Below are 12,549 nucleotides of genomic sequence, written 5' to 3'. Positions count from 1 at the left end.
CATCACTCCGAAGGCTGACGACATGAGCTATAATTGTGGAATAAGGCACTAAAACGGGTGTGTTCGTTGCGTATCGTTCCGTACGAATCGAAATGCGAGGAATTGCGACTACCGACTTGGGAGCAGTTACGACACTGGTATAGATTCAAGCTCAATCAGAAACCGGAGACGAATGAACCGAGCTGCCCATTACTGCATGTAGCCGAGATCCGCCAGTCGCTCTTCGACGCCTGCCTCGTCCTCATTATCCATCGAAATGTCGTCGTCCTCGTCGTACTCGGGATAGCTCTGTGCACCGATGTCCCCGACAATCGGAATCACCGTCCCGTCCATCCGGTCGCTGTACGGGATTCCCAGTGCGGACATGATAGTCGGAGCCACGTCGAAAAGGTGTGCTTTGGTTGGCATCCTGTCTCGATCGATTCCCTTCCCTTTCACGGCGACGACACCTTCCAGTTTGTGGTTCCACGGTTCCGTCGGCGGTGCGAAGTAATCGCCGAGTAGTTGTGCGGAGAGGAACTGACCCATTTCGTTCGGTATCGTCACGATGTCCGGGGCGTTTTCCGCATTCTTCCCGTGGAAATATTTCTCCCGAGGCGCAACTTCGCCGAAGAGCGGTTCGCCATCCGGGGTTTCGACGGCACTGAGTTTTTCTATCAGTTCGTCTCGAACCTCGTCGTATTTATCGGGGGGAACGATACCCTCCGGTTCGCGTCCTTGCAAGTTGATGCGAACACCCAACTCGGTTCGGGCACGCATGTATGCGATCGATTTCGGGAAGTCCACCTGTTCGTTGCCGGTGCGTGCGACGTTTTTCGGCGCGTACTGTTTGGCGATTTCCGCGAGCCCAACCTTCTCCAGACCGGTTCTGATTCGGTGGGCGGTGAATCCGAATTCGGCCATTTTAGCGGCCATCCGTTCAAACGTGTTCGGTTCCCACGTTTTGGTGTCCTTGCCCTCGCGGAGTTCCTCTTGAATCGGGTTCCACGACGGCATTCCTTTCCCACCTTTTCTCGCCTTCACGTAGCCTTCGTCGCGGAGGAACTCGTTGACGCGGAATTCGTACTTATCGTACGGCCCCATCCCGTGGTCGCTGGCGATGAGAACCGTGTTCGGATTACACTCCTCAAGCATTTTGCCGACCTGCCGATCCGTCTCTTCGTAGACCGTTTTCACTTTGTCCCAATCGCCGTCGAACTCGTGGAAGACGGTGTCAGTTTTCTGGAACTGGACGAAGCCGAAATCGGGTTTGTGCTTGTCGGCGAGGTAGCGGAAGGCTTCACCACGCATTTGCACGAGGTTCGTATACTCATCCATCTTCTCCGCATCTGAGAGTCGCGTGTCGCCGCGGGTGTAGTTCGGATACACCCGATAATCGCCGATTTCCTCACGAATCTCTTCCAACAGTCCCTCGGGATAGCATCGTGGATTTTCCGGCCCGATGAACCCCGGAACGACAGCACCGTCGATTTCGTCCGGTGGATGGGTAACCGGCACGTTGACGACGACGCTCGACTTGCCGTGTTTGTCGAGCAGCGACCATATCGCGTGTTCTTCCACATCGTTGCCGCTGACCACGTGGAAATCGTAGCCATCGTAGGCAACGAATCCACAGACGCCGTGTTGCCCGGGGTTGACCCCAGTGTACAACGACGGCCACGCGCTCGGCGTCCACGGCGGCATCTGTGACTCTAACGGAGCCGATGTACCATCCTCACAAATAGAGCGGATGTTGGGGATGACGTCGTCTTCGTAGAGGCGTTCGAAAACTGGCAGACAGCCCGCATCGATGCCGATGAGGAGAACATCTACGTTGCTCATTGTGTCTCACCCGGGATACAGTTTCGGCCAGCGCGTTTCTTTACAGTCGTCGAACAGGTTTTAGATAGCACCCGTTTTGCGACGCTCGCCAGACTCATTGCTGACCCCTACCAGTTCTACTCATTTTATTATGCCACGCTTAATTCTCCATGGCAGTAAATTAGTCGCCTTCGCCGTCCGTAATAGCTACCTCCGAATCGTCGATAACGGTCCGTTTCCACGTCCCGCGAGTGAACCAGAGCGCGGCGGCAATCGCTCCGAAGACGTTTCCGATGGCCATTCCGATCCAGATTCCGGTTGGCCCCATGTCCCGAACGAACGCAAGATAGTACACGACGGGAACGCGACCGAGCCACAGCGTCACCATCGAGAACGCCATTGCCGTCTTCGTGTTACCGGCCCCACGATACGCGCCGAGAAGCACCTGCAGCAGTGCCATGAACGCGAACTCGACCGAGCGAATTCGAAGATATTCGCTGCCGTACTCGATTGTCATGGCGGCCTCCGGCGTTCCCGTGGCCATGAATACGCCGACTATCGGGTCGGGAAACAGTGCTGCAACGATTGCAACGGCGAGCATTACGACGGAACCGACCTTCGCCGCGAGCCAAACTGCCCGCTCCGCTCGCTCCGATTTCTTCGCGCCGAGGTTCTGGCCGACCATCGTATTCGTCGCTCGCCCCAACCCCATCGCCGGGAGAAACACGAGGGAGGCGAGACGATTACCAAGTCCGTAAGCACTGACCACGGGCGGGGCAAACTGGACGACCATCGCAGTCAGCGTAATCATCGCCATCGCACTGGTCGATTGTTCGAGCGCGCTCGGCGTCCCGATACGAACGATGTCCCAGATGTAGCTAAGGTCGGGCACGAGGTCGCCGAAATGAACGTCCGGCCCAGCGCGAGCGACGAACAGTACGTACAAGCCGAGGACGGTGGCAATCGCCCGCGCTGAGATGGTTGCGAGCGCAGCACCTTTGATACCCATGCCATTGATGGGACCCCACCCGAAGATGAGCAGGGGGTCAAGGACGACGTTGATGACGACGCTGACGAACATGATTCGCATCGGCGTTCGCGTGTTGCCGTACCCTCGCATCAACGAGGAGAAGACGAAAAAGCCGAAGAGGAACGGCAAACCGAGGAAGAACACTTCCATGTAATTGCGGGCGAGCGGAATGATGTCGTCCGTCGTCGCGGCCTGCGAGGGCATCAACGCGAGCATCGGATCCGTAAGGAAGTAGCCAATAATGCCGAGGACGACGGAGAGAATCGCCACGAACGACAGGATTTGGCCCGCGACTTTTCCCGCCGAGCCTTCGCTATCGGCACCGGTGTACTGGGCGACGAGGATGCTTCCTGCGGTCGTGAACCCGCCCGCGATGGAGATGAGGAAGAAGATGAGCGGGAACGCGATACTCATCGCGCCGACTGCGTCGGACGACAGTCGTCCCAACCAGAAGGTGTCCGCAACGTTGTACGTCACCTGGAGGAGTTGGATGACCACTATCGGCCACGCGAGTTCGAACATCGGTCGCACCAGCCCACCCTCCGTAATCGAACTGCTGGGCTGTGTGCTATTCATCGTACTTTCGAAACGAAACAATCACGTTTCAATATTTCGACTCTGAAATCATATGATAGGATCTATCACACGGTACTCGATACGAAGTTCATCGTCCGTTTCAGCACTGACTCCGTTATGGATCCGCCCGGACAAGAGACGCCCGGACAAGAGACGCAACGATTATTATAAAGTCCCTAAACCCATCTCTGGGGCGGTTAACGGGTGACAAAACGAAGGACACTGCGTTCGTATTCAAAAGCCCATCCGCGAAAACGAAGGTCAAGTATCCCTGTTTCAGTCCCGTCTCAGCGCGACCACGACACCCGCAAGCGCGAAGACGGCCGGGCCGATTCCGAATCCAGGCTGGCCATTCGTTGCGGTGGTGTCGGTCATCGTCGTGGTCGTTTGTCCGAACCCGGTCGTTTCCGCTATCGTCGTCGTTTCGAGGTTAGTCGTCTCGTATTCGACGGACGAATCGAGCTGGCCGTTGAAAATGGAGTAGTTGAAATACGACCGTTCGCCGTTGTACTGCGAATCGTTGTACTGTCCGTACACCTGAAGGCCGCTGTCGGAATCGACGGCGAACGAACGGAGTTCGTCGTCGTCGAAGGTCACCGCGAGCGTGTTCCCATCGAGCGTCGCACTTTTCGCCGGAACAGTGCCGCCACAGGCACACATGGCGTAGTAGGTTCCGTCATCAAGTGCAGTCGCGTTTTCGGGGGCGTCGAAGGTGACCGTCACGTCTCCCTCGCCGTCAAGGGTCACGGCGGACGTGCCACCGTTGGCGTCAACCCGACGGATGCGGTTGGTCTTCTCGGGCGCGACCGGACTGTGTGCTTCGATATACTCCAGGGTGACCGTTCCGTAGAGTTTCTGCGTACTGCTGACGCGCGTTGCGTTGCCGAGAACGCCGTCCCATCCGGCCATGTAGGAGTTCACCGTGACGGTGTACGTTGCGTCCTCGGAGAGCGGTTCGCCGTTGATCCACACGTCCTGAATACGTTCCTCCGGCGGGGCGGACGAATGGCCGTTCCATTCGTAGTGAACGCCGCTGGCCTGGAGTTTGGCTCCTTGCCCATACCGCTTCCCTTCCTCGCTTTCGAGCGTGACGATTTGGCTGGCGAGCAGTTCCTTCAGTTCCGCGCCGGTGAGTTCGACCGTCACCAATGAATTTCGGAAGGGAAGCGCGTTGTACACGTCGCCAGCGGTGATGTTTCCGGGGCCGTAAACGCTGTTCGAGCGAATCCCACCGGCGTTCGTCAAGGCCACGTCGGCACCGATTTCCTCGCGGAAGGCATCGGTGATGAGGTTTCCGTAGGCCGTCTCATCGTGGTAGTTCGATGCGAATCGAGCATCCAGTTCGACCTCGGATTGACCGACAACGCGCGAAAGCACGTCACCGCGGTCGTCCGTGATGATTTGCGAAAGCGTCTCGTTTTTCGGAACGTCCTCGGTCACGTCGAGCAGTCGGCCATTCCAGCCGACGACCTCTCCGTTCCGGATAGTGAGGTTCGCTTCCGCGACGTGTTCTGCACGCGCTTCCGCTTCCATGATAACCGTCCCGCCGGTCTCCGCCGGAGGATACTCGATTTCGTCGTCGCCCACTACGATGGCATCGACATTCTCGGTTTGATTTGCAAGGTCTTTCGCAACCGGAACGCCGAAATGGCCGAGAACCACGACGGCATCGACGTTTTTCTCCTTCTTGAGCATCGTCGCGTACTGCTCGCCGGTTTCGGCGTAGTCGGTCAATTTGTAGCCTTCTTCCTCGAAGTCCACCGCAGTCTTCGACTTGATCTTCTCGTCGGCGAGTCCGACGACGCCGACTTTCACGCCGTCACGTTCGATGACGGTGTAGGGCTTGGTTCCCGGAATCGGGTCGCCCGTCTCAGCGTCCTCGACGTTCGCCATGAGTCACGGGAACTCGGATTCCGCGGAGAAATTCTCGACGGCCTCAAATCCGTAGTCCAAATCGTGATTACCGATGACCTCCGCGTCGGGGTCGATGACGTTCAGACCCTTGATTGGCGTCTTCCACGTCGTCAGTGGCGAAAGCGAGTGGGGACTAACTTGGTCACCCCCACCGAGCACGACGGTCGGGTTGTCGTGGGCCACCTTTCGGCGATTGATGAGCGTCGCCATCCGTGGGAACGTTCCGTTCTCCACGGCGGCGGTTTGGACGTCGTTGTATGAAAGAATCGTGAGCGTGGTCGAAGATGACTGTGCGGTCGGTGCATTCGTCACGGTGTCGGTGCCCGGCATCGAGCGGTTGTCAGTCGTCGGTGTCGCCGACGTGGCAATCGCCGGAGCAACCGTCCCCGTTAGCAGACACAGCGTAAGCAGTATCGTGCAGAGTGTTCGCATGTACACCTACATTCAGACGATTTATGTATAATTTAATCTACTTTAGTAATGTTTGATAGTGTTTACCAACGGAGGTGAAATCGAACGGAAAATCGAACACCGAAACCGAAGTACTCATCATCGTCAGGCCCACCGTTGGAGACGGTACAAACAGACAGCAATGATACTGACTGGAACAGTCGTCGCCGACGCGACGACGATTATCGAGGATGGAGCAATCGTCGTTGTCGGCGAGACGATCGAAGCAGTTGGCGAGCGCACCGAACTGCTCGACAGCTATTTCGAACACGAGGTGGACGAGTACGACCTCCTGTTACCGGGACTCGTCGGGGGGCACATTCACTCGGTACAGAGCCTCGGGCGGGGAATCGCGGACGACGCCGAATTGCTCGATTGGCTCTTCGAGTACGTCCTCCCGATGGAAGCGAGTCTCGGGTCGGAGGAAATGTATGCCGCCGCACGGTTGGGATACCTCGAACTAATCGAAAGCGGAACGACCACCTGTATCGACCACCTCTCGGTTCGACATGCAGACTGGGCGTTCGACGCCGCAGTGGAGATGGGAATCCGTGGTCGCATCGGAAAGGTGCTGATGGACAAACGCGCTCCCGACGGACTTCACGAGGACACCGACGCGGGACTGGAAACCACGGAAGAACTCATTCAACAGTATCACGGCGCGAACGATGGACGGATTCAGTACGCCATCACGCCGCGATTTGCCGTCTCCTGCACCGAGGATTGTCTCCGGGGTGCGCGCATCCTCGCGAACGATTACGACGGCGTTCGAATCCACACTCACGCGAGCGAGAATCAGGACGAAATCGACACCGTCGAAGCCGACACCGGCCACCGAAACATCCACTGGTTGGACGAGGTCGGATTGACCGGCGAGGATGTCGTCCTCGCTCACTGCGTTTGGACCGACGAGTCCGAGCGCGAAGTGCTCGCGGAGACGGGCACGCACGTCACCTACTGCCCCTCCTCGAACATGAAACTCGCCAGCGGAATCGCCCCCGTCATCGACTATCTCGACCGCGGAATCAACGTCGCACTCGGCAACGACGGGCCGCCGTGCAACAACACGCTTGACCCCTTCACCGAGATGCGACACGCCAGCCTCCTGCAGAGAGTGAACGAACTCGACGCGCAGGCGGCCCCGACCCGCACTATCTTCGAGATGGCGACTATAAACGGCGCTCGCGCCGCCGGGTTCGATCGCGTCGGAAAATTACAGGAAGGATGGCAGGCGGACATCATCGGTTTAACGACCGACCTGACCCGTGCGACGCCGCTGTACGACCCGCTCTCTCACGCCGTCTTTGGTGCACACGGCGACGACGTAGCGTTCACCATGGTCGCCGGAGAAGTGTTGCAGCAAAACGGCGAAGTGGTCGTCGCCGATGCCGACGCGATTCGCGCGGAGGCGAACGAAATAGCAGCGGGATTGGACGTGGCTCCGGAAACAGGCGTCTTCTAAGTTTGACCCTATTTTCTGAGTGTGGCGATTGCGGCGGCGGGCGTCGAACCGTGTGCAGACCGGCCGTGTGTGTCTTCGGCGATCCACGTTCCACCCGGCGCTTGCCGAACGGTTGGGAGGTCGGCAGGGTCTCGAACGGCGTATTCGTCGTCGTGATGCTGGAGGTGCATGGATGGTAGTTTGTACCACGTTGGGTTAACTAATAGCCGGATAAGTTTGTGGTAGGGACTGCTTGAAACGCGGGTTTCGAGCGATTCGGACATTCCGAGGAGGTATTTTTTCGAGCGACGAGAACCATCGGATATGACACACTCGATACAAGGCTTCGACCACGTCGCACTTCCGGTTTCCGACCTCAATCGAGCGGTTTCGTTCTATCGGGACGTGCTCGGTTTGCGGTCAGTTGACCGCCGCGACCCGGACACCGAGGACTATCATTGGCTGAATCTCGGACAGGGGCAAACGCTCAATCTCGCCCGCGTGGACGAGGTATCACACTATGCAACCAGTCCGCGACACGTCGCGTTCAGCGCGCCGGAGGAGTATCTTGACGAGATAGCCGAACGATTGGAAAATAGAGATATCAACGTGCGGAAAATCGAGACGAGCATCTACTTTAGCGACTCGGATGGGAACGAACTGGAAGTCACCTGCTGGCGTGAAAAGCGACTATGGGAGTCGGGAGCGAACCACTGGTGATTTTACGATGGGGGGTCCTCCGGATATTCTGGCAACAATCGAACTAGCGAAGGCAATAGCCGTGATTCCGCCGTGGTTTTTCTGGATATGGGTGAATCACGACGCGCTCAAACGCGACGTGGAGAATGCGGGCTACTGGGCACTCGAAGCGACGGTTCCGGTGTTCGGATGGCTGTTTCTCGCTCTGTACTATCGGAAGAGAAACGCGGAAATCGAATAGGTCGTGGTCGTTTGCTCGACAGCAGTGCGTCGATTGGTTTGACGAAAGCAGTGGACGCGACGGCCACTCGTTCGGTCACGAGCATCGAGCGAAGGCGAGTCACCCCGTCTTTCCATCGCCACGACTTGGAATCGACCAGCCATGCTCCTTGACGAGTTTTGGTGCACAATCCTCACAGAATGTGAATTCCCGGTCTTGTTCCCCCTTACCCGGGCCGAATCGGAACAACGAATGCGGTTTGACGGTGAGGAAGTCGCCGCACTCGTCGCAAACGTATCCTTCTGGCATGATATTTTATTACATATTCGGCGATATACGTCTTTCTCAGAAAATCATTCGGCAGACGCGATGAATTTTTGCACCGTCGCGAATCCGATTCGTTTCAGTAAGGAGTCGAACATTTCGCCGACACACAGTCCGTCGTCGTACTACCAATCATCGACGCAGTTGTCCAGCGCGCTCACCGGGTCGCTAATGATGCTCGTTTCCGCGGTTCCGGGTGAATCGTACTGCACAATAGCAGTCAGGTTTTGAAATAAGATTACCACTTCAGCTGATAGAACGGGTGCAGAAAAGCGAAAACAATCGCAGCGAACGGATTACGGCGTTTCGTTCGTCTCGACGCTGATGTCGGCTTGCGGGTAGGCCGTACAGGAGAGGAAGTATCCCTTTTCCAGTTCATCGTCGCTGAGCGTGTCGTTGTTGCTGTGGACGATGTCGTCCGGTTCTCCGTCGGCGATCTTCGCACCGCAAGAGAGACACGACCCTGCGCGGCAGGAGTATGGGAGATCCCAGCCCTCTTCCTCGCCCGCTTCGAGAATTGTCTCGTTGCTGGCGACTTCGATGGTCGAACCCTCCTTGACGTATTCGACTTCGAAGTACTCGACCTCGTCCTCCGGAATCGCCTCGGGGTCGAAGCCAGTGTCTTCTTCCTCGCCTTCTTCTCCTTCGAGTTCACCTTCCGCACCGGCACCGACAGCGACCCCACCGCCACCACCGATGGAGCGGTTCATCGGTTCGGGGAAGTCAGTTTCGGGGACACTCGCTGCACGGCGGTCGAGCACTTCTTGGGAGATGTCGTCCGCAGCGCGCCATTCGGTTCCCTTGGTGAAGTGCAGAGCCACTGCGGTGAGCGCAAACAGAAGCCCGAGTCCCAGACCCAGTTCGTTTACCATATGGCGGAAGCTACGGAACGGTGGTTTAACAGCATTGTGATTGACGCGAGTGTGGGAGAGGAGTTAGGGTCAAACACAGCATCGTGTAAACCATGGTCCTCGAAACATTCCTCGACCGAACCTTCGGACGCCCAACCGGCCTACTCGGACGACTCGGCGGAAAGCTGATGGCTCAGTCGAAAGGGGAGTTCACGGCGTGGGTTATCACCGAACTCGACTTCGAACCGGACGACCACGTTCTGGAGGTTGGCTTTGGCCCCGGCATCGGTATCCAGCAACTTGCAGAAGCCGTTCCTGACGGCTTCGTCGCCGGTATCGACGCCTCACCGGAGATGGTCGAACAAGCACGAAAGCGAAACGTCGGGACGATTCACGAGGGACAAGTCGAACTCCGATACGGCGTCGCGGACGACGTGCCGTCCGAAGACGACGTCTTCGACGCCGCGATGACGATGAACTCCATGCAGGTGTGGCCCGACGCCGTGACCGGACTGCGGGAACTGCGTCGCGTCGTGAAACCCGACGGAACCGTTGCGATCGCTTTCACGCATCACTCCGGGCAGTCGAAGGACGAACTGCCGAAACTGCTCGCCGACGCGGGATTCGACGAGATTCGAATCGAAGACCGTGGAGACGATTTCTGTGCGTTTGCGGAGGTGTAGTCTCGGCGTTGTGTTCTTTGGCGGAAGTCGGTCATCTGCGTGGCCTCGTTGAAACTATGATAAGACATATGGCACACATATGGGTATATCAAGCATGAATACCACCCTCCGCTACGGTTCCGGCGTTTCTTCCTCGATAAAATGGTCGATTCTCGGAGTGTTCCGCTAACGGTTCCCGTACCGTCGTATGTTGTTGGTTCAGGCGAAAGAATGGCAGCTAAACTTCGTGCTGAAGCTGAAAAGCGACAGCCTATCGTTCAGTTCTCGTCATTCCCGCCAGTCGTTCACGAAAGCTGCGCGCTCCCGTTGCTAGTCGCGTTTGACCTCGTGCCGACCGAACCCGTATCGAAGCCGGTTGGCCAACCGCCGTGAGAACCGACCGTCGGACCGACTGCCGAATCGCTCGCCGAGCGCCTGATAGATGAGCGGAACCGGAACTTCCTGTTCGAGGGCTTCCTGCACCGTCCACGTTCCAGTCGAACCGCCCGCGACGTGGTCTGCCACGTCGCCCAAGTCGGTTCCCTCCTCGCGGAACGCCTCTTCACACAGTTCGAGGAGCCACGAGCGAATGACCGCGCCGTTGTTCCACGTTCGAGCAACTTTCTCCAAATCGAGGTCGTACCGACCCTCGTGGAGCAGTTCGAACCCTTCGCCGTAGGTCTGCATCAGCGCGTACTCGACACCGTTGTGAACCATCTTCACGTAGTGGCCCGACCCGGCCTCGCCCATTCGGTCGTGGCCATCCGGCCCGGTGGCCACCGCGTCGAAAACGGGGGTCAGTTCGTCGTAGGCCCACTGTGGTCCGCCTACCATCAGCGAGAAGCCGAGTTCGGCACCGGCCGGACCGCCGCTGGTTCCGCAGTCGAGGTAGGCCGCAGGAGTCGTCTCGGCGCGCCGAACGGAGTCCTCGAAGTAGGAATTGCCACCATCGACGACCACGTCGTCCTCGTCGAGGAAGGGTTCCAAATCCTCTAGCGCGGCGTCCACCGGTTCTCCGGCGGGCACCATCAGCCAGATTCGCTTCTCGTCGCCGAGTGTTTCGGCGAGGTCAGCGACCGAGTCGGCGGGTTCCGCACCCGCTTCCGCCGCAGATTCGACGGCTCCTTCGGCCACGTCGTACGCGACGATGTCGTGTCCCGCATCGAGCGTTCTGTCCACTACGATTCGACCCATGCGCCCCAGTCCGATGACGCCCAGTTGCATGGGAGTAGGTGCAGGTGGGGGAGAGGTAGGGGTTGCGATTCCAGTTCCGGGTGGGCTTATAGGGCATACAGATTTGGGCACGCACGAATACGGCTCCAGAACCGGTCTCAGTACACCAAGTGAGAGAGATACCACCTTCGGGACTGTTTCGAACACCGAACTACGTGAAGGCCGTTTCCAACGTGTCCGTAACTCTATCCGCGTGTTGGATCAACAGCGTTCCAAGGATGCTCATGATGAGGACATAGCCGACGGTGAACGCAGGTATCAACTCTCCGAGCGCGCCGGTTCCAACGCTCATCGCGAGGGTGGACAACACCAGCGAGAACTCTCCGCGGGGAACCATCCCGAGACCGACGCGAAATGAGCGCGTTCTGTCGAGGCCGTAGGAACGACCCGAGAACGTCCCGCTCACGAACTTGCCACACGTCGTCAGCACGACAGCAATACCCAGCAAAGCGAGTACATCTGCCAACAGGGTGATGTCCGTGGCCAAGCCGATGGAGAAGAAGAACACGGCGGCGAAGAGGTCACGGGTCGGCGACAAAACCTGCTCGATTCGGCTGACGTGGTCGGTTTGGCTGAACATCGTTCCGACGAAGAAGGCGGCGACCGCCTCGCTGATTCCCATCGCCAGGGCGGTTCCGGCGATAAGGACGGTGATGCCAGTTACACGGAGGAGAAACAGTTCGTTCGAATCGGTTCGGAACAGTCGTTCGACGTACTCCGACCCGTACCATGCGACCCCGACGAGAAGCACGAGGAAAGCGATGGACACGCCGATGGAAATCGCGGCGTCGGTCGGCGTGCCTTCGCCCAGCGCGACCGCGGACAGCAGAGCCAGATACACGGCGATGAAGATATCCTCGAAGACGAGCGTTCCGAGGATGGGTTCACTTTCCGCGTTCGCAATCCAGCCTTGGTCGATGAGCGATTTGGTTATCACCGCACTGGACGAGATGTAGACGATTCCGGCGAGGAAGAACGTTTCGAGCCACGAGAATCCGAACAGGACACCGAGTCCGAGACCGAGGAGGAAGTTGATCCCGAGGTCAACGAGACCGACTTTCACGAGTCTGTCGCGGTTCGAGACGAGTTGTTGGAGGCTGAACTCCAGACCGAGGAAGAAGAGAAGGAACACGATACCGAGTTCCGCGAGAAGATCGATGAACTCTCCAGTTTGGACGAGCCTGAGCGAGACACCGCCGATGGCCGTCGGTGGGTTGGGGCCGACGAGGATACCAACGACGATGTAGGCGGGAATGACGGACAGTCCGATTCGGGATGCAAGCGCCCCGATGAGGGCGATAGCCGTCACTGCGATTCCGAACTGGACGAGTAGTGGGTCTGCCATCGTC

Annotated in this window: 14 protein-coding genes; 5 read left to right on the top strand and 9 right to left on the bottom strand. The window is 58.1% G+C overall.

The genetic code is table 11. The annotated features are described in order from the left end of the window. Positions 1 to 189 precede the first annotated feature (189 nt). The 4 genes from ACN2TU_RS25325 to ACN2TU_RS25310 all read right to left on the bottom strand — a co-directional run bounded on the left by ACN2TU_RS25325 (position 190) and on the right by ACN2TU_RS25310 (position 5,752). On the bottom strand, positions 190 to 1,821 hold the full coding sequence (locus ACN2TU_RS25325) for an alkaline phosphatase family protein (protein ID WP_435159437.1): 1,632 nt from the start codon (positions 1,819 to 1,821) through the stop codon (positions 190 to 192). 160 nt (positions 1,822 to 1,981) lie between these two features. Next, positions 1,982 to 3,406 (bottom strand): MATE family efflux transporter, encoded by a 1,425-nt coding sequence (locus ACN2TU_RS25320; protein ID WP_435159435.1) that lies wholly within the window; start codon positions 3,404 to 3,406, stop codon positions 1,982 to 1,984. A gap of 276 nt (positions 3,407 to 3,682) precedes the next feature. Beyond that, positions 3,683 to 5,299 (bottom strand): bifunctional metallophosphatase/5'-nucleotidase, encoded by a 1,617-nt coding sequence (locus ACN2TU_RS25315; protein ID WP_435159433.1) that lies wholly within the window; start codon positions 5,297 to 5,299, stop codon positions 3,683 to 3,685. Between the two features lie 3 nt (positions 5,300 to 5,302). Then, positions 5,303 to 5,752: a bifunctional UDP-sugar hydrolase/5'-nucleotidase gene (locus ACN2TU_RS25310; protein ID WP_435159431.1), complete on the bottom strand. Its 450-nt coding sequence runs from the start codon at positions 5,750 to 5,752 to the stop codon at positions 5,303 to 5,305. Positions 5,753 to 5,912: 160 nt separating this feature from the next. Here ACN2TU_RS25310 and ACN2TU_RS25305 point away from each other — a divergent pair, with 160 nt between their 5' ends. Continuing rightward, a complete protein-coding gene (locus ACN2TU_RS25305; RefSeq protein WP_435159686.1) occupies positions 5,913 to 7,232 on the top strand; it encodes a 5'-deoxyadenosine deaminase in 1,320 nt (439 codons plus the stop codon). Positions 7,233 to 7,240: 8 nt separating this feature from the next. Here the strand turns inward: ACN2TU_RS25305 and ACN2TU_RS25300 are convergent, their stop codons facing one another. Further along, positions 7,241 to 7,402 carry a hypothetical protein gene (locus tag ACN2TU_RS25300; protein ID WP_435159430.1) on the bottom strand — a complete coding sequence of 54 codons (162 nt, stop codon included), beginning with the start codon at positions 7,400 to 7,402 and terminating at the stop codon, positions 7,241 to 7,243. Positions 7,403 to 7,535: 133 nt separating this feature from the next. Here ACN2TU_RS25300 and ACN2TU_RS25295 point away from each other — a divergent pair, with 133 nt between their 5' ends. Beyond that, entirely contained in the window at positions 7,536 to 7,931 is a 396-nt protein-coding gene (locus ACN2TU_RS25295; RefSeq protein ID WP_435159428.1) for a VOC family protein, read from the top strand. 7 nt (positions 7,932 to 7,938) lie between these two features. Beyond that, positions 7,939 to 8,151 carry a hypothetical protein gene (locus ACN2TU_RS25290; protein WP_435159426.1) on the top strand — a complete coding sequence of 71 codons (213 nt, stop codon included), beginning with the start codon at positions 7,939 to 7,941 and terminating at the stop codon, positions 8,149 to 8,151. 99 nt (positions 8,152 to 8,250) lie between these two features. Here ACN2TU_RS25290 and ACN2TU_RS25285 read toward each other — a convergent pair whose 3' ends face one another. Continuing rightward, positions 8,251 to 8,439, bottom strand: a complete 189-nt coding sequence (locus ACN2TU_RS25285; RefSeq protein ID WP_435159424.1) for a hypothetical protein — start codon at positions 8,437 to 8,439, stop codon at positions 8,251 to 8,253. A gap of 60 nt (positions 8,440 to 8,499) precedes the next feature. On the opposite strand from ACN2TU_RS25285, the gene ACN2TU_RS25280 reads away from it, so the two are divergent. After that, on the top strand, positions 8,500 to 8,685 hold the full coding sequence (locus tag ACN2TU_RS25280) for a hypothetical protein (RefSeq protein WP_435159422.1): 186 nt from the start codon (positions 8,500 to 8,502) through the stop codon (positions 8,683 to 8,685). 65 nt (positions 8,686 to 8,750) lie between these two features. Here ACN2TU_RS25280 and ACN2TU_RS25275 read toward each other — a convergent pair whose 3' ends face one another. Then, on the bottom strand, positions 8,751 to 9,326 hold the full coding sequence (locus ACN2TU_RS25275) for a 2Fe-2S iron-sulfur cluster-binding protein (protein WP_435159420.1): 576 nt from the start codon (positions 9,324 to 9,326) through the stop codon (positions 8,751 to 8,753). A 92-nt stretch (positions 9,327 to 9,418) separates the two neighbouring features. Here ACN2TU_RS25275 and ACN2TU_RS25270 point away from each other — a divergent pair, with 92 nt between their 5' ends. Then, entirely contained in the window at positions 9,419 to 9,988 is a 570-nt protein-coding gene (locus ACN2TU_RS25270) for a class I SAM-dependent methyltransferase (protein ID WP_435159418.1), read from the top strand. 309 nt (positions 9,989 to 10,297) lie between these two features. Here the strand turns inward: ACN2TU_RS25270 and gnd are convergent, their stop codons facing one another. Together gnd and ACN2TU_RS25260 are read right to left on the bottom strand one after the other, a co-directional pair. Further along, the gene (gnd, locus tag ACN2TU_RS25265; protein ID WP_435159416.1) at positions 10,298 to 11,191 is read right to left on the bottom strand and encodes a phosphogluconate dehydrogenase (NAD(+)-dependent, decarboxylating); all 894 of its coding nucleotides are present in this window, start codon (positions 11,189 to 11,191) and stop codon (positions 10,298 to 10,300) included. 160 nt (positions 11,192 to 11,351) lie between these two features. Then, positions 11,352 to 12,545: a cation:proton antiporter gene (locus tag ACN2TU_RS25260; RefSeq protein WP_435159414.1), complete on the bottom strand. Its 1,194-nt coding sequence runs from the start codon at positions 12,543 to 12,545 to the stop codon at positions 11,352 to 11,354. Positions 12,546 to 12,549 lie beyond the last annotated feature (4 nt).

The organism is Haladaptatus marinus, assembly GCF_051194195.1.
This window is presented reverse-complemented; position numbering and strand designations above follow the sequence as displayed.